15 protein-coding genes and 2 pseudogenes are annotated in these 16,169 nt (G+C 70.7%); 16 read left to right on the top strand and 1 reads right to left on the bottom strand.

Translation table 11 applies throughout. From position 1 onward, the window contains the following. Window positions 1-22: 22 nt before the first annotated feature. From ctaD to ABD067_RS04735, 11 genes and pseudogenes are all read left to right on the top strand, one after another. Complete coding sequence (ctaD, locus tag ABD067_RS04785; protein ID WP_343894024.1) at window positions 23-1,801, top strand: cytochrome c oxidase subunit I; 1,779 nt, start codon at window positions 23-25, stop codon at window positions 1,799-1,801. Next, window positions 1,798-2,508, top strand: a complete 711-nt coding sequence (locus ABD067_RS04780) for a cytochrome c oxidase subunit 3 (RefSeq protein WP_343894023.1) — start codon at window positions 1,798-1,800, stop codon at window positions 2,506-2,508. The genes ctaD and ABD067_RS04780 overlap by 4 nt, the downstream gene beginning before the upstream one ends. A 9-nt stretch (window positions 2,509-2,517) precedes the next feature. Further along, on the top strand, window positions 2,518-3,243 hold the full coding sequence (locus tag ABD067_RS04775; protein WP_343894022.1) for a heme-copper oxidase subunit III family protein: 726 nt from the start codon (window positions 2,518-2,520) through the stop codon (window positions 3,241-3,243). 9 nt (window positions 3,244-3,252) lie between these two features. Then, entirely contained in the window at window positions 3,253-3,597 is a 345-nt protein-coding gene (locus ABD067_RS04770; RefSeq protein ID WP_343894021.1) for a cytochrome C oxidase subunit IV family protein, read from the top strand. After that, a complete protein-coding gene (locus ABD067_RS04765) occupies window positions 3,581-3,742 on the top strand; it encodes a hypothetical protein (protein ID WP_343894020.1) in 162 nt (53 codons plus the stop codon). Before ABD067_RS04770 ends, ABD067_RS04765 begins: the two co-directional genes overlap by 17 nt. A gap of 83 nt (window positions 3,743-3,825) precedes the next feature. After that, window positions 3,826-4,967 (top strand): annotated as a pseudogene (locus ABD067_RS26350) (YihY/virulence factor BrkB family protein). A gap of 123 nt (window positions 4,968-5,090) precedes the next feature. Then, window positions 5,091-5,690, top strand: coding sequence for a ferritin-like domain-containing protein (locus ABD067_RS04755; RefSeq protein ID WP_343894018.1), 600 nt, complete (start codon window positions 5,091-5,093; stop codon window positions 5,688-5,690). 369 nt (window positions 5,691-6,059) lie between these two features. After that, a complete protein-coding gene (gene rpe, locus ABD067_RS04750) occupies window positions 6,060-6,707 on the top strand; it encodes a ribulose-phosphate 3-epimerase (protein ID WP_343894017.1) in 648 nt (215 codons plus the stop codon). A gap of 110 nt (window positions 6,708-6,817) precedes the next feature. After that, window positions 6,818-7,624 carry an IS5 family transposase gene (locus ABD067_RS04745; protein ID WP_343894181.1) on the top strand — a complete coding sequence of 269 codons (807 nt, stop codon included), beginning with the start codon at window positions 6,818-6,820 and terminating at the stop codon, window positions 7,622-7,624. 134 nt (window positions 7,625-7,758) lie between these two features. Further along, a pseudogene (locus ABD067_RS04740) lies at window positions 7,759-8,843 on the top strand (glycosyltransferase family 2 protein). Between the two features lie 8 nt (window positions 8,844-8,851). Continuing rightward, complete coding sequence (locus ABD067_RS04735) at window positions 8,852-9,334, top strand: GtrA family protein (RefSeq protein ID WP_343894016.1); 483 nt, start codon at window positions 8,852-8,854, stop codon at window positions 9,332-9,334. Here the strand turns inward: ABD067_RS04735 and ABD067_RS04730 are convergent. Continuing rightward, window positions 9,236-10,870 (bottom strand): hypothetical protein, encoded by a 1,635-nt coding sequence (locus ABD067_RS04730; RefSeq protein ID WP_343894015.1) that lies wholly within the window; start codon window positions 10,868-10,870, stop codon window positions 9,236-9,238. The genes ABD067_RS04735 and ABD067_RS04730 overlap by 99 nt on opposite strands. Window positions 10,871-11,357: 487 nt before the next feature. Here ABD067_RS04730 and ABD067_RS04725 point away from each other — a divergent pair, with 487 nt between their 5' ends. From ABD067_RS04725 to ntrB, 5 genes are all read left to right on the top strand, one after another. Next, a complete protein-coding gene (locus ABD067_RS04725) occupies window positions 11,358-12,041 on the top strand; it encodes a DUF1194 domain-containing protein (RefSeq protein ID WP_343894014.1) in 684 nt (227 codons plus the stop codon). 114 nt (window positions 12,042-12,155) lie between these two features. Then, the gene (locus tag ABD067_RS04720) at window positions 12,156-12,716 is read left to right on the top strand and encodes an ANTAR domain-containing response regulator (protein ID WP_343894013.1); all 561 of its coding nucleotides are present in this window, start codon (window positions 12,156-12,158) and stop codon (window positions 12,714-12,716) included. 215 nt (window positions 12,717-12,931) lie between these two features. Continuing rightward, window positions 12,932-14,008, top strand: coding sequence for a CmpA/NrtA family ABC transporter substrate-binding protein (locus ABD067_RS04715; protein WP_343894012.1), 1,077 nt, complete (start codon window positions 12,932-12,934; stop codon window positions 14,006-14,008). After that, window positions 14,005-15,282 carry a CmpA/NrtA family ABC transporter substrate-binding protein gene (locus ABD067_RS04710; protein WP_343894011.1) on the top strand — a complete coding sequence of 426 codons (1,278 nt, stop codon included), beginning with the start codon at window positions 14,005-14,007 and terminating at the stop codon, window positions 15,280-15,282. Before ABD067_RS04715 ends, ABD067_RS04710 begins: the two co-directional genes overlap by 4 nt. 5 nt (window positions 15,283-15,287) lie before the next feature. Continuing rightward, window positions 15,288-16,160 (top strand): nitrate ABC transporter permease, encoded by an 873-nt coding sequence (ntrB, locus tag ABD067_RS04705; RefSeq protein WP_343894180.1) that lies wholly within the window; start codon window positions 15,288-15,290, stop codon window positions 16,158-16,160. Window positions 16,161-16,169: the final 9 nt, after the last annotated feature.

Here is a 16,169-nt window from a genome sequence, read left to right as displayed (position 1 = left end):
GAGGGGATGAGGAGGGTACCCGATGAGCAGTGTCGCGCCTGGCGCGGACCAAGCCATCCCGCCCGCCGAGGTCGCCGAGGTCGAGCTTTACCACCCGCATAGCTGGGTGACGAAGTACGTCTTCAGCCAGGACGCCAAGACCATAGGCATCCAGTACGCGCTCACCGCGACGGCGATCGGGCTCGTCGCGTTGGTGCTCTCGTGGCTGATGCGCCTGCAACTCGGCTTCCCCGGCACCTTCTCCTTCATCGACCCGGCCGGCTACTACCAGTTCATCACCATGCACGGGATGATCATGGTGGTGTACCTGCTCACCGCGTTGTTCCTGGGGGGCTTCGGCAACTACCTCATCCCGCTGATGGTCGGCGCGCGGGACATGGTGTTCCCCTACGTAAACATGCTGAGCTACTGGATCTACCTGCTCGCGGTGCTGGTGCTGGTGGCGAGCTTCTTCGCGCCGGGCGGACCGACCGGCGCCGGCTGGACCCTCTACCCGCCGCAGGCGATCCTGTCCGGAACCCCTGGCGGGCAGGAATGGGGCATCATCCTGATGCTCCTGTCCCTCGCGCTGTTCATCATCGGCTTCACCATGGGCGGGCTGAACTACGTGGTGACCGTGCTGCAGGCGCGCGCGCGGGGCATGACGCTGATGCGGATGCCGCTCACCGTCTGGGGCATCTTCACCGCCACCGTTATGGCGCTGCTGGCCTTCCCCGCGCTCTTCGTCGCCGCGGTGATGATGCTGTTCGACCGCCTGCTCGGCACCAGCTTCTTCATGCCGTCCCTCGTCGAGATGGGGCAGCAACTGAAGTACGGCGGGGGCAGCCCGATCCTGTTCCAGCACCTGTTCTGGTTCTTCGGCCACCCCGAGGTCTACATCGTCGCCCTGCCGGCCTTCGGCATCGTCTCCGACCTGATCAGCGTCCACGCGCGGCGCAACATCTTCGGCTACCGCATGATGGTGTGGGCGATCGTCGGCATCGGCGCGCTCTCCTTCATCGTGTGGGCGCACCACATGTACGTCAGCGGGATGCATCCGTATTTCGGCTTCTTCTTCGCCACGACGACGCTGATCATCGCCGTCCCGACCGCGATCAAGGTCTACAATTGGCTGCTGACCCTGTGGCGCGGCGACATCCACCTGACCGTGCCGATGCTGTTCGCCCTGGGCTTCATCGTCACCTTCGTGAACGGCGGGCTGACCGGCCTGTTCCTCGGCAACGTGGTCGTGGACGTGCCGCTGTCCGACACGATGTTCGTGGTCGCGCACTTCCACATGGTGATGGGCGTCGCGCCGATCATGGTGATCTTCGGTGGCATCTACCACTGGTACCCGAAGATCACCGGGCGGATGCTGGACGAGGCGATGGGCAAGTTCCATTTCTGGGTCACCTTCCTCGGCGCCTACGCGATCTTCTTCCCTATGCACTACCTCGGCCTTTTGGGCGTGCCGCGGCGCTACCACGAGATCGGGGAGACCGCCTTCGTCCCGGCCTCGGCCGGCACGCTGAACGCCTTCATCAGCGTGGTGGCCCTGGTGGTGGGCTTCGCCCAACTCGTCTTCCTGTTCAACCTGGCCTGGAGCTTGAGGAGGGGGAGGGAGGCCGGCCCCAACCCCTGGAACGCCACCACGCTGGAATGGCAGACGCCCGAAACCCCGCCGGGACACGGCAACTTCGGCAAGGAACTGCCGGTGGTTTACCGCTGGGCCTACGACTACAGCGTGCCCGGCGCCGAACGGGACTTCATCCCGCAGAACGAGCCGCCATCGCCGCGCGCGCCGGCGGGGGCGCACGCATGATCTTCACCCTGCTGTTCGTGGTCGCGCTGGCGGCGTTCGTGGGCTGGTGGCTGTCGCGGCAAGGGCTCGCAACCAAGCCCTGGCTGGAGACCGGCCCCGCCGGGCACGTCCCGGACACGGGCGCGTCCCCGCTGCCGACGGCGAAGATCGGGCTGGGCGTCTTCCTCGCCGTCGCCGGCTCGCTGCTGGTGCTCCTCGTCAGCGCCTACACCATGCGCATGGACATGGAGGATTGGCGGCCGCTGCCCCAGCCGCGGCTGCTCTGGGTCAACACGGGCGTGCTGGTGCTGAGCAGCGTCGCGCTGCACCGGGCGCGGACCGCGGCGCACCGGGATGACTTGGACGGGGTGCGCTCCTGGCTGCTGGTCGGCGGGCTCGCCGCCGTGGCTTTTCTCCTCGGCCAGATCCTCGCGTGGAAGCAGCTCACGGCCGCGGGCTACCGCCTGACGACCAACCCGGCCGATTCGTTCTTCTACCTGATCACTGCGGTCCACGGGCTGCATGTGCTGGGCGGCTTGGTCGCCCTGGGCAGAACGGCCGCCAAGTTGCGGCTCGGCGTGGGGATGGAGGCGCTGCGCCTGGGCGTCGAGCTTTGCGCCACCTACTGGCATTTCCTGCTCGCGGTCTGGATCGTCCTCTTCGCCCTTCTCGCGTATTCGCCCTCCTTCATGTGGCTCTACGCGATCTGCACCGGCTCATTCGGATAGGATCGGCCCATGCCGGACACCGCGCCGACGCACGTGAGAGAGGCCGCCACACTGCCCGCCGCGGGCTGGCGGACCTTCGTTTCCGACTGGTCCTCCGACCAGCGCGCGTTCAAGGGCGCGTCCTGGGGGAAGGCCATGATGTGGATCTTCCTCCTCAGCGACACCTTCATCTTCGGCTGCTTCCTGCTGTCCTACATGACGGTACGGATGTCCACGACCGAGCCCTGGCCGAATCCGAGCGAGGTCTTCGCGTTGGAGATCGGCGGCGCGCACCTGCCGCTGATCCTGATCGCCATCATGACCTTCGTGCTGATCAGCAGCAGCGGCACGATGGCGATGGCGGTCAACTACGGCTACCGCCGCGACCGCGCAAAGACTGCGATCCTCATGCTGGTGACGGCGGCGTTCGGCGCGACCTTCGTGGGCATGCAGGCCTTCGAGTGGTCCAAGCTCATCCACGAGGGGGTGCGGCCGTGGGGCAACCCTTGGGGCGCGGCCCAGTTCGGGTCGTCCTTCTTCATGATCACGGGCTTCCACGGCACCCACGTGACGATCGGGGTGATCTTCCTGCTCATCGTCGCGCGCAAGGTCTGGCGCGGGGACTTCGACCAGGGGCGTCCCGGCTTCTTCACCAGCCGGAAGGGCCGCTACGAGGTCGTCGAGATCATGGGCCTCTACTGGCACTTCGTCGATCTGGTCTGGGTGTTCATCTTCGCGCTGTTTTACCTCTGGTAGGAGCGGGGCATGGCGCAGGCGACGGCGGCGGCATCGACCGAAGGGCAGCAGCACCCGATCAAGCTCTACCTCGTGGTCTGGGGATGGCTGTTCGTCCTCAGCGCCTTCTCCTACCTCGTGGACTACTTCCACCTCCAGGGGCTGCTCAGGTGGTCCTTGATCCTGCTGTTCATGATGCTGAAGGCGGGTCTGATCGTCGCCGTCTTCATGCACATGGCGTGGGAGAGGCTGGCCCTAGCCTACGCCATCCTGCTCCCGCCGGTGCTGGTGCTGGTCTTCGTGGCCGTGATGGTGTTCGAAGCGGACCACACGCTCTTCACACGGGAGACGTTCTTCGGTGCAGGATCCGGCTGACGGGCGGCGCGCCGGCTCCGAAGCGGCGCCGGCGCCGCGGCGCAACCGCGCCATCATAGGTTTGGGCGTGCTGCTGTGCGTCGCCGGAGCCGTCGCAGCGGCATACCTGCTCGGCTTGTTGGACCGGACCGGCCTGCTCCCTTGAAGCGCTGAGAATAAGCGTTCCCTTTGGTCCTGCCCGCTTCCGGCGTTCCCATCTGCGCCGCGCGCAACGGTCCTGGAAGCGCGATGAAGCCATGGCCCGCCGGCGCAGCCTCCTGTACGGCCGAAAGCGAGTTCCAACACCTGGATGCGTATCGCCACGATGGCTTTGTCGGGCGCCTGAGGGCCATGGCGCCCCGCCACCGCGCGGTCGCTGCCGCGCCCCGGATCCCTCGTTCCACACGCCAAGCCCCAAGGAACGGTCCCGACCGGCCCTTGCGCGCTGCAAAGTCGCATGGTGGCGATCCTGACCGAGCACAGCACGGAAGCCCCTCGCCCGCGGCAGCGATGTGCCTGGGCCAGGGGGCGCGCGGCCCGGCCGCCCCGTCCGGCGTTTCCGCGCGCCGCTGGCGTGAGGCGTTGCGCCGGGCGTTCTTTCGGATGGCCGAGAAGCGCTTGCTGGGCGAGGCGGCGGCCGTGGTGTTCTACGCCCGGCTCGCGCTGTTCCCGGCGTTGGCGGCCTCGGTGTGGCTCTTCGGCTTGCTCGTCGACCCCGCGTCGGTGGCGGGGAGGTTGCGTGACGGCGCGTCGAGCGAACTGCCGGCCGGCCCGGCCGAGGTCGCCGGGGAACTCTTGGGCCGCCTGGCCGCAAGGCCGAACGTCGGCTTGGGCCCGGGCGCCGGCTTGGCGGCTGCCGCAGCGGCGCTCTGGAGCGGGACCGCGGCCGCGGCGCAGCTCTTCGGCGCTTTGAACGCTGCCTACGGCGAGCGGGAAAGCCGGAGCCTGCTAAGCCTTTACGCCACGGCGCTGGTGTTCGCGCTCTGCGCCGGGGCTTTCCTCATTTTCGCTCTCGGCGCCATCGCCGCCCCGGCCGTGTTCGGCGCCGAGACAGGGGCCGGGAGCGGCGCCGGCGCGGCGCTCCGCTTCGGTCGTTGGCCGGTCCTCCTCGTGGCGGTTTCTGCGGTTTTGGCCGCGGCCTACCGGTGCGGGGCGAGCCGCGCGTGTCCGCGGTGGAGGTGGGTGAGCTGGGCGGAGCCCTGGCCGCGTCCGCCTGGCTGCTCGGTTCGGTGGTGTTCTCCGCTTACGCCGCGCGGGTCGGCGGCTACGACCGGATCTACGGCTCGCTCGGCGCGGTGGTCGTCCTCATGAACTGGGCCTGGCTGTCCAGCGCGGCCGTGCCGGCCGGCGCGGTGCTGAACGCCGAACTCGAACGCGAGGCGGCGGCCTGACTCCTGCCGTACTCCGGAATCGAAGTGGCGCCAGGAAACGCGACCCGGGCTGCGCTGTTGCCACCGACAATGGCGGGCCGCCGGGGGGCACCCGCCCGACATATCGAGCCGGAGACGGAACTCTTGAGCGAGCGGACAGTCGGGGGCGACACCCCGAAGCACAACGCGGCCTTGCTTGCCGGCCTCACCGACCTCCTCCAACTGGAGTCCGACGCGCTGCCCGCCTATTCGGTGGCCATCGCAGGACTGCGCCGGCCGGACCTGCGGCAAGCAATGGAGGCGTTCCGGGCCGACCACGAACGGCACGTGCGCGACCTCTCCGCGCAGATCCGGAAGCACGGCGGCGTTCCGCTGACGCTTCCGCACCTCCCGACCGGCCTCCTCAAGCTCGGGGTGCAGATGGCTGGTCTGCCCGGCGGCGACCGGGCCGTCCTGCTCGCTTTCGTTTCGAACGAATGGCAGTCGCGGGAGAAGTACGCCCGCTATGCGGCCCAGCCGTACCCGCCGGAACTGTCCGCCCTCCTCCGGCGACACGCGGAGGACGAAGCGCGCCACTACGCCTGGGCCACCGGCGCGCTCGACGGGTTGGGCTGCGGCGCGGACACCGCCGTCGGCCAAGCGACCCAGGCCTTCGCGCGGTTCCACGGCACCATCGCCGACGCCGTCGAGGCGTTGGGCCGCACCGCGCTCGAAGCGACGGTCCGCGCGCTCAGGCCGGCGTGACGGGGCGGAGCGTGGTTCTGCTTTCGGCGCTACTCGGAGGTTCGAAGGTTCGTCTGCCGGCGTCTCTCCGCGCCGTGTCGCGCCGACGCTGCCATTCGCCTCCAACGAACGGCTGCGAGGGCGGCCTGGCGCTTCGAAAGAGGCCGCCTGTTCTATGGCGCCGCCCGAGCCGTGAACCCGACCTCGCCGACGGCCGAGGCAAGGCGCAAGCGGCCCATTGCCAGCGGAACGTCTGGGCGGTGAACATCGGGTTCAGCGACGAGCTCCACCCGCAGAGGACCCCATGACGATCGGCCCCGACGAGATCCTGACGAGCCGCGTCGTGGCGAGTGACGCTGACGGCTTGCACGCTTCGGCCGGGCAGGCCGCGTGACGACCGGCCCGCTCATCGCGCCTTCCATCCTTTCGGCCGACTTCGCGCGGCTCGGCGAGGAAGTGCGGGCGGTGGACGAGGCCGGCGCCGACTGGATTCACCTCGACGTGATGGACGGCCACTTTGTGCCCAACATCACCTTCGGCCCCGAGTTGGTGCGCGCCATCCGGCCTTGCTCGGCGAAGTGCTTCGACACCCACCTGATGATCGCGCCCGCTGACCCGTACCTGGAAGCTTTCGCCAAGGCGGGCGCCGACCGGATCATCGTCCACGCCGAGGCCACGACGCACCTCGACCGCACCCTCCAGGCCATTGCGGCGCTCGGGAGGAGGGCCGGCGTGTCGCTCAACCCCGCCACGCCGGAGAGCGCGGTGGCCTACGTGCTGGACCGGATCGACCTCGTCTTGGTGATGACCGTGAACCCGGGCTTCGGCGGCCAAGCCTTCCTGCCGGGGCAACTGGAGAAGATACGCCGCCTCCGGGCGATGATCGGCGACCGCGCGATCCGCATCGAGGTGGACGGCGGGATCACGCCCGAAACGGCGCCGCTCGCCGTCGAAGCGGGCGCGTCGGTGCTGGTGGCGGGATCGGCCGTGTTTGCCCGCCCTCCGTACGACCGCGCCATCGCCGCGCTCCGCGGCTGAGCGCTTCCGGCGGCGTGGCCGAGGGCGTCGCGGTCGGAAGCGATGTCGGCACCTCCGGCGTGCGCGCGGCGCTGGTGGACGCGGCCGTCGCGTTCAGCGCCGCTCGAACCATGACGCCCGCCCGCGAGCCTTACCCCTCCGACGTGTCCGGCGACGAGTGGGCGCTGGTGGCGCCCTACCTGGCGCTGCTGCCCGAGGATGCCGCGCAGCGCCAGCACAGCCTGCGCGAGGTGTTCAACGCGTTGCGCCACCTCGTGCGCTCCGGCGCGCCGTGGCGCCTGCTGCCCAACGACCTGCCGCCCCGGCACGCGGTGTACGACCAAGCCCGCCGCTGGCTCCGGGCGGGCTACTTCGAGCGCCTCGCACCCGACCTGCGGGCGCTGCTGCGGGCGACCGCCCAGCGCGAACCGGCCCCGTCCGCCGCGGTGCTCGGCAGCCGCACGCTCCGCTCCACGCCCGAAAGCGGGCACCGGGCGGGTTACGACAGCGCGAAACGCAAGAAGGGCAGCAAGGTTCACATCGCCGTGGACACGCTGGGGCACCTGCTGGCCTTGCACGTCACGCCCGCCAGCGCCGACGACCGCGCCGCGGTGGCCGAACTGGCCGGGGCGGTCCAGCAGGCGACGGGGCAGAGCGTGGACCTCGCCTACGTGGGCCAGGGCTACACGGGCGAAAAGCCCGCGCGGGCCGCCGCCGAGCACGGCATCGCGCTGAAGTTGGTCAAGCTGCCCGAGGCCAAGCGCGGCTTCGTGCTGCTGCCCCGCCGCTGGGGCGTCGAGCGCGCCTCAGCCTGGGCCACGCGCTGCCGCAGGCTCGTGCGCGACTACGAGCGCCTGCCCGACACCCTCCGCGGCCTGCACTTCGTCGCCTTCGCCTGCCTCATGCTCCACCGCGTGGGCCTGGCGCATGGTCCGTAACAGCCTCCAGACAAACGCAACGATTTCGCATCGTTGCGGTGATGGCGGTTCGTTGCAATGTTCACGGTTCCAAGTTAAGGGCGGGCCGTCGGCGAGTCTTCCGACGCCGCCCCTGACCTCGGGACAGCGCGCACATGCTCCGCCAAGACGACCGCATCCGCGTATCGATCGTCGCCCCGTGCTACAACGAGGCGGAGAACTTGCGGGAGTTCCACCGGCGCGCCTCCGCCGCCGTGATGGCACTCGGGGACGGGCACCGGGCCGCGGAGTACGAGATCGTCCTGGTGGACGATGGCTCACGCGACGCGACATGGGACGTTATCTCCGAGCTGACCGGGACCGACCCGTGCGTCGTCGGCGTCCGGCTGATGCGCAACCACGGCCACCAACTCGCCGCGACGGCCGGCTTGTCGCTGGCGCGCGGCGAGCCGTGCTCCTGATCGACGCCGACCTCCAAGACCCGCCGGAGCTGCTGGCGCCGATGTCGCGGGTGATGGACGAGGGCGCCGAGGTCGTTTACGGCCAGCGCACGCGCCGCGAAGGCGAAACGGTGTTCAAGCGCGCCACGGCCGCGGGCTTCTACCGCCTGCTCGGCCGCCTGTCCGGCACGCCCATCCCGCGCGACACCGGCGACTTCCGGCTCATGAGCCGCCGGGTCGTGGACGCGCTGGCCGCCATGCCCGAACGGCAGCGCTTCATCCGCGGCATGGTGAGTTGGGTGGGCGGCCGGCAAATGCCGCTGCCCTACGAGCGCCAGGCCCGCCACGCCGGCACCACCGGGTATCCGCTGCGCAAGATGGTGGCCTTCGCGCTGGACGCGATCACCAGCTTCTCGACCGCGCCGCTGCGCTTGGCGTCCTGGCTCGGCGTCGCCGCGGCGGGGCTGGCGGTGCCTTTGCTGGCTTATACGCTGTGGCGCTGGGCCCAGGGCGGCACCGTCGCCGGCTGGTCGAGCACCATGGCGGCGATAACGCTGTTCGGCGCGGTGCAACTAATCGTCCTCGGCATCCTCGGCGAGTATGTCGGGCGGCTGTTCCAAGAGGTGAAGGCGCGACCGCTCTTCCTAGTGGACACGGTGTTGGCGGGCCGCAACGCCCACGCCTTGCCGACCGACTTTTCCCGCCTCAGCCCCGGGGCGCAACAAGGCCTGTGGACCGCGATGCGGCAAGACGCCGCGGCGAACCAGAACGTGCCGGGCGCCTCCACGCAAGCCCTTTGAGGGCAGGGGTGCGCCGCCCACTGCTCTTCGCGGCGGTCGGCGTCGCCAACACAGCGGTGGATTTCGGGGTGTTCCTGGCGCTCACGCGCGTGCTCGGCGTGGGGCCCGTCGCGGCCAGCGCGCTCGGCTTCCTGACGGGCTCGGCGCACAGCTACGTCGCCAACGGGCTGCTGACCTTCGGCGACCGCGGGGCGCGGCTCGCGTCGGCGGCCCGGGTGCTGCGCTTTGCCGCCGTCACCGCCCTCTGCCTGGGCGTGTCGGTCGCGGCCATCGCCGCCGCGCTGCCCTTTCTGCCGGACGTCGCCGCCAAGGCGGTGTCCGTCCTCGCCACCTTCGCGGCCGGCTACCTGTTGAGCGGCCGCTTCGTTTACGCCGCGCCGGCCCAGGCCGCGTCAGCCGCAGGCGGCGGGGCCGGCGCCGGGCCGGTCGATCCGATACAGCCGCGCGAAGCCTTCGTCGGCGACCGGCGCGATGGCGGGCGAGGCGGGTAGGGGGCCGCCTGCGTTGGGCATGTCGGCGTTCACGACGAGTATGTAGTCGAAGCACTCCCGCCAGCGGCCCAGGTAAGGCCCGGCCAGCGTCGAAGGGTCGCCCAGCTTGTCCACGGGCGCGAGGGGCCCTTCGGGCACGGAGATCGCGTCCCAGGGCGGCAGGACGCGCAACGGCTGCTTGCCGGCGATCGTGAAAAGGTGCGGCACGAAGGCTCGGCGCTCCATGATGGCGAGGGTCGGGTAATGCCAATAGGTGGGCGTCCTACTGCCGAAGAAGCGGCCGAGCGGCGCGCGGGCGAGGTCGGCGGCGGCCGGCAGGTGCTCCAGGGGCAGGACCGCGGCGCCGGGCGGCACATGCGCGAGCGCGCGGTCGACCGAAACGATGTCGGACTGCCGATCGACCCAGATGCGCCCGATCCACCCGGCCCGTCCCGCCACGACCAGCACGGCCACCGCCGCCGCGACCGTCGCCCAGCGCCGCGGCAGCCTGAGGTCCGGCAGCACCGCCGCGGCGAAGGTCAACGCGACCATGCAGGGCAGCCTGGTTTCTATCCCGCCGCTGTCGAGGATCGCGCGCGGCATCAGGATCGCGCCGATGGTGAGCACAACGCCGGTGACCAACAACCCCGCATGGGCGCGGAGCCGCCTGAGGAACAGGGCGGCGAGGACGGGCGCGGCGAGGAGAAGGCCGAAGGCGATGTCGACGGGGAATCGGTATGTCTTGAGCCCCGTCAACAAGGTGGACACGTAAGCGAAGACGCTGCGCTCCTGCCAGACGATGGGCGAAGGCGGGGCGTCGCCGGTCTCGCCCGGCAAGGTGGGCGCGAGCACAAGGAGCAGGAGCACCGGCGCGGCCAGCGACAGGCAGGTAAGGACCGCGCGGAGGACTGCCCGCCCCGCCGCACCGGGGGAGAGGAGCGGGGCGAGGGCCGGACCGAGCGCGAGGCCTCCCAGCAAGGCCGCGTAGAACAGGAACCCGAAGGCGTGCGCGACGAGCACGACACCGCCCATGACGATCCTGAGCGGCACCACGACGGCGGCGCCGTGCTTCGCCAAACGGAGGTCGAGCGCCGCGCCGACCAAGGCAAGGCCGAGCGATATCTCGAAATTGACGAAGCCGGCCAGAAGCACCCAGTTCCAAGCCAGCACGAAGCAGGCGACGTGCCACCAGTGGAAGGCACCGAACACCTGCCGCCCCAGCAGGGCCACGCCCAGCGGGGGCAAGGCGATCGCCAGCGCCAGCATCAACGCCGCGATGACGCCGAGAGGCACGATTCCGGCTAGGCCAACGGCGACCAAGTCCATCGCGATGTTCGTCGACGCGCGCGACCAATCGACGGCGTAGATCTGCGAAAGGGGCGGATGATCCACCCCGCCGGTGAGCAGCCAAAGGCGGACGTAGTGGTTGGGGTAGTCCAGCACCGGCGGGATGCGCACGAGCATCGCGGGGGCGATCGAGAGCAGGACGGCGACGAGGATGGCCGCCGATGTGCCGGCGCCGCCACCGGCGCAACGTCCGGCGTTCCCTTCGCTCACCGTACGCCTCGCTCACCGAGGGAGGCGCGGACCGTCACGGTTGCGGCCTCTTCCGCAGGCCACGCGACAAGCCCCGCCACCGCCATGCTCCACCGCACGCCTAAGCCCCCTTCGCGTCGACGCGCCGTGCCGGAGCCTTGCAGCGCCACGGTCGTTGTCGGCGCCGAGTAAAGCGGTGCCCCGCTCTACCATCCAGGGGAGGGGGCCGCGCTTGAGGGTAACTTTATTACGAAATGAACCCTGGTCGGTACCGCAACAGGCCCACGCTGGTGCTTCACCGAACATGGCGCGAGATACCGCAAGCTGTATGTTGCATTGCACAATAACCGCGAGCTAACTTGGCAAAGGGATGAAAGCCGGCGCACGGGTGGCCCAAATGGGGGATGGCCTGATGCGGCGACGAAACATGATGCGGGGAGGCGTCGCGGCCGCGGCCGCAATGTCGCGGCGCCCGGCTCGGGCGGCGACCTTGGACGGGCCTGAGCCCGTGGACCTTGAACTCGTGCTGGCGGTGGACGTCAGCAGTTCCATCAAACCCGAAGAGATGGAGCTCCAGTTCCGGGGGTACTCGGCCGCCTTTCAGGCTCCGGAACTCGCCCGTCGAATTCGCGGAGGGCCGATCGGCGCCATCGCTTGTACGCTCTTCGTATGGTCCGACCCCGACCACCAGCAGGTGCTCGTCCCCTGGACGCGCATCGACGGGGTCGGGGCGGCCCGGGCCTTCGCGGCCGCCGTCGGCGCGGCGCCCCGGGCGACCGGCCTCTACACTTCGATCTCGGGCGCCATCGACTTCGCCGCGGGCCTGTTCAGCCGGAGCGGCTTCGAGGGCACGCGGCGCGTCGTCGACATCTCGGGAGACGGGGCGGACAACGCGGCCCGGCCCGGCCGCACGCTGGAACAGGCGAGGGACGACGCCCTGGACCGCGGCATCGTGCTGAACGGATTGGCGATCCTCGACGCCGAGCCGCCGCCCGCCGCGCCCGGGAAGTCGCTTCGTCCACGCCCGCCCCTCGACGAGTACTACCGCGATTCCGTCATCGGAGGGTCCGGCGCCTTCCTGGTGGTCGCGGAGAGCTTCGAAGCCTTCGCGCCCGCCGTCCGCCGCAAGCTCGCCCGCGAGATCGCACACGCGCCGCCGGCAGGGCCGCGGGTGGAACGCTTCTCGGCGTGACGCGCCGTCCGTCCTGAGGAGGTTCAAGGGCTTCACCTCCGCCGCGCCGCGCCGCACAATCGAAGCGGGAGAACGCGGCACGGCGGCACCTCAGGGGTTTGGAGGAAGGCGCGCTTGCGTGTTCTGCTGGTGGACGGGATGGCCGAGCGCGCCGCCTTGGTTGCGGCCGGGCTGGCCGAAGCCGGGTGCGACGTGGTGGCCGTGGCGCCCGACGCCGCCGATCTGACCCGCCGCGTCCGCGAGTCCCGCGCCGAGGTCATCGTCTGCGACCTGGACGACCCGAGCCGCGACGCGCTGGAAAGCATGCGCGTCCTGAACCGCGACGAGCCGCGGCCCGTCGTCCTCTTCGCCAACCGGGGCGAGCCCGAGCAGATCGAAGCGGCGCTCGAAGCGGGAGTCGCCGCCTACGTGGTGGAAGGGCTCACCCCCAACCGGGTACGCCCGGTGATCGAGGTCGCCATCCGACGCTTCCGCGCCCACCAAGTCTTGCGCGAAGAACTGGAGACGACGCGCGCCACGCTGGCCGCCCGCAAGGTGATCGACGCCGCCAAGGCGCGGTTGATGGAGACCCGCCGGCTCACGGAGCAGGAGGCCTACCGGCGCCTCCGCCGCATGGCCATGGACCGCGGCGTCCGCTTGGCCGAGGCCGCGCAGGCTGTTCTGGGCACAGATTAGGCGATTATGAACGTTGATGCGTTCTTTATGGGCTGATTTGCTTCAGTTGCTTAAAATGACCGCAAAAACGCCTTGCGCGGCCCGCGCGCGATGGTGCATTGCAGCGTGACGGGTCGGCGCGCAACGGCGTGCGCCAGAACAGGGCCCGGAACCCTTCGCGGCGGTCCAATGGCGGCCCGCCTCCCGACCCTTCCCAGGGTCGTAGGAGAGCGACCTTGCCGCCCACGTCCCTGCTCCGCATAGGCTATGTGGCGCTCACCGACGCGGCCCCATTGCTGGCCGGGGACGAGTTGGGCTTCTTCGCCCGCCAGGGCCTACGGGTGTCTTTGTCCGAAGAAGGCTCCTGGGCCACCGTCCGCGACAAGGTCGCCCTCGGTGCGCTGGACGGCGCGCAGATGCTCGGCCCCATGCCGATCGCCCTCGCCAGCGGGTTGGGCGGCGTCTCGGCGCGGTTGTCCGTAGGCGCCGGGATCGGCTGCAACGGCAACACCATAACCTTGTCGAGCGCTCTGGCCGACGAAGCCGGGGTGGACGGGCAGGGCGCGCTGGCGCCGGACGCCTTCGCCGCCGCGGTCCGGGCCCGTGGGGTCGCCGGGCGCCCGCCGGTGCGCTTGGCCGCCGTGTTCCCGTTCTCCTCCCACAACTACCTGCTCCGGCACTGGCTCGCCCTCGGCGGCCTCGACCCGGACCGCGACCTGACCTTGGCGGTGGTGCCGCCGGTCCGCGCGGTCCGCGCCTTGGCGGACGGGGAGGTGGACGGCTTCTGCGCCGGCGAGCCCTGGGGCAGCCACGCGGCGGCCATCGGTGCCGGCCGCGTCGCGCTCGCCACCGGCGACATCTGGCCGGATCATCCGGAGAAGGTGCTGGCCTTCCGCGAGGGCTTGCCGCGGGAGGCGGCCGTCGCGCTCACCGCCACCGGCATCGCTGCCGCGCGCTGGCTCGACGACCCGGCGAACCGCGACGACGCCGTCGCCCTGATGCACGCGCGGGTCTTCCCGGCGCTGTCGCGGGACACCGTGCGGCTGGCCTTCGAGGGGCGCGTCCCCGCCGCGCCCGGCGGCGCGACGCGCCTCCTTTCCGCGCCGCTCCGCTTCCGACCGGCCACCCTCGCGCGCGCCGAGGCCGCCGCGTGGTGGCTCGGGCAGATGCGCCGCTGGAACCACCTGCCCGCTTCCGTGCCCGCGGCCGAGGCCCTGGCCCCCTACGGCGACGCCATCTGGCGCGCCGCCGCTTCCCTGGTCGGCGAGTCCGAACCGGACCGCGTCACGCTTCCCGAGGAGATCGCCGCATGAACAAGCCGTTCCCCCTTGGCCGCCGCCAAGCGATTGCCGCCACCGCAGCCCTGCTCGCCGCCGCCCGTGCCGCGACGCCGCGCGGCGCCTTCGCCCAGAGCCCCGCCATGCCGGAGGTACGGAAGGCCACGCTCGGCTACATCGCCCTCACCGACGCCTCGCCGCTGATCGTCGCCAAGGAGAAGGGCCTCTTCGCCAAGCACGGGATGCCCGAGGTCGAGGTGTCCAAGCAGGCGAGCTGGGGCGCGACGCGCGACAACCTCGTGCTCGGCGGCGGCTCCGGCGGCATCGATGGCGCGCACATCCTGACGCCGATGCCCTACCTGATGCACACGGGCCGCATCACCCAGAACGGCCAGCCGGTCCCGATGGCGATCCTGGCGCGGCTGAACACGAACGGCCAAGCGATCTCCGTCGCCGCCAAGCACGCGGCGACCGGCGCCAGGCTCGACGCCTCCGGCCTACGCCGCGCGGTGAGCGCCGACAGCAAGGTCGCCATGACCTTCCGCGGCGGCACGCACGACCTGTGGATACGCTACTGGCTCGCCGCCGCCGGCATCGACCCGGACAAGGAGGTGCAGACCATCGTGGTGCCGCCGCCGCAAATGGTGGCCAACATGAAGGTCGGCACCATGGACGCCTTCTGCGTGGGCGAGCCCTGGAACGACCAGCTCGTGAACCAGAAGCTCGGCTACACCGCCTGCGTCACCGGCGAGCTGTGGCGCGACCACCCGGAGAAGTCCTTCGCGCTGCGCGCCGACTTCGTGGAGCGCAACCCGCGCGCCACCGAGGCGCTGACCGCCGCCGTGATCGAGGCGCAGCGGTGGTGCGACGAGCCGGCCAACAAGCAGGAGATGTGCGCGATCGTCGGCCGCCGCGCCTGGTTCAACGTGCCGGTGGCGGACATCCTGGCCCGCAGCCAGGGGAACATCGACTACGGCGACGGCCGCAAGGCCCAGGACTCGCCCCTGCTGATGAAGTTCTGGCGCGACCACGCCTCCTACCCGTTCCGCAGCCACGACCTCTGGTTCCTGACGGAGGACATCCGCTGGGGCGTGCTGCCGGAGGGCACGGACACGGCGAAGCTCATCGGCGAGGTGAACCGCGAGGGCGTCTGGCGCGCCGCCGCCGCCCGCGCCGGCGTGCCGAACGCCGAGGTGCCCAGCGGGACCAGCCGTGGCCGCGAGACCTTCTTCGACGGCAAGAACTTCGATCCAGAGAATCCCTCCGCCTACCTCGCCTCCCTTTCCATCAAGAAGACAGCGGCGGCTTGACGACCATGAACATCGCAACGTCGAAACCGGCGCCCGCCGCCGCACCCGTCTCGGTCGCCGAACCGGCCCTGATGCCCGAGCGGTCCCTCGCCGCGCGGCTGCGCCCGACCTTGGACGCCGTCCTGCCGCCCCTCCTGGTCGTGCTGGCCCTGGCCGGCTTGTGGGAGGTGGTGGCGAGCGGCCCCAACGCCACACTGCCGCCGCCGTCCAAGGTGTGGGCGGACTCGTCGGAGCTGATCACCGACCCGTTCTTCGACCGCGGCGGGCTGGACAAGGGCCTGTTCTGGCACCTGCTGGCCAGCCTTCAGCGCGTGGCGGTGGGTTTCGCCCTGGCGGCCGGCGCGGGCATCGCCACCGGCCTGCTGATCGGCACCTCGAAGCTCGCCACGCGGGGCCTCGACCCGCTGTTCCAAGTGTTGCGGACGGTGCCGCCGCTCGCCTGGCTGCCGCTCTCGCTCGCCGCGTTCCGCGAGGCGCAGCCTTCGGCGATCTTCGTGATCTTCATCACCTCGATCTGGCCGATCATCATCAACACCGCGGTCGGCGTGCGGAACGTGCCGCAGGACTACCGCAACGTCGCCGCGGTGATCCGCCTGCGCGGCCCGGCCTACTTCGCGCGCATCATCCTGCCCGCCGCCGCGCCGTACATCTTCACGGGGCTCCGCATCGGCGTCGGCCTGTCCTGGCTCGCCATCATCGCGGCCGAGATGCTGATCGGCGGCGTGGGCATCGGCTTCTTCATCTGGGACGCCTGGAACAGCTCCAACCTGTCCGACATCGTCGTGGCCCTCGCCTATGTCGGCCTCGTCGGCTTCGCCCTCGACCGGGCCATGGCGCTGGCCGGCCGCCTGGTCACCCGCGGCACCTCGGCCCAATGAGGACCGGCA

The organism is Craurococcus roseus (assembly GCF_039523795.1).
Lineage (GTDB): Bacteria > Pseudomonadota > Alphaproteobacteria > Acetobacterales > Acetobacteraceae > Craurococcus > Craurococcus roseus.
The sequence above is the reverse complement of the archived record's forward strand: the minus strand, read 5'-3'. Positions and strand labels throughout refer to the sequence as shown.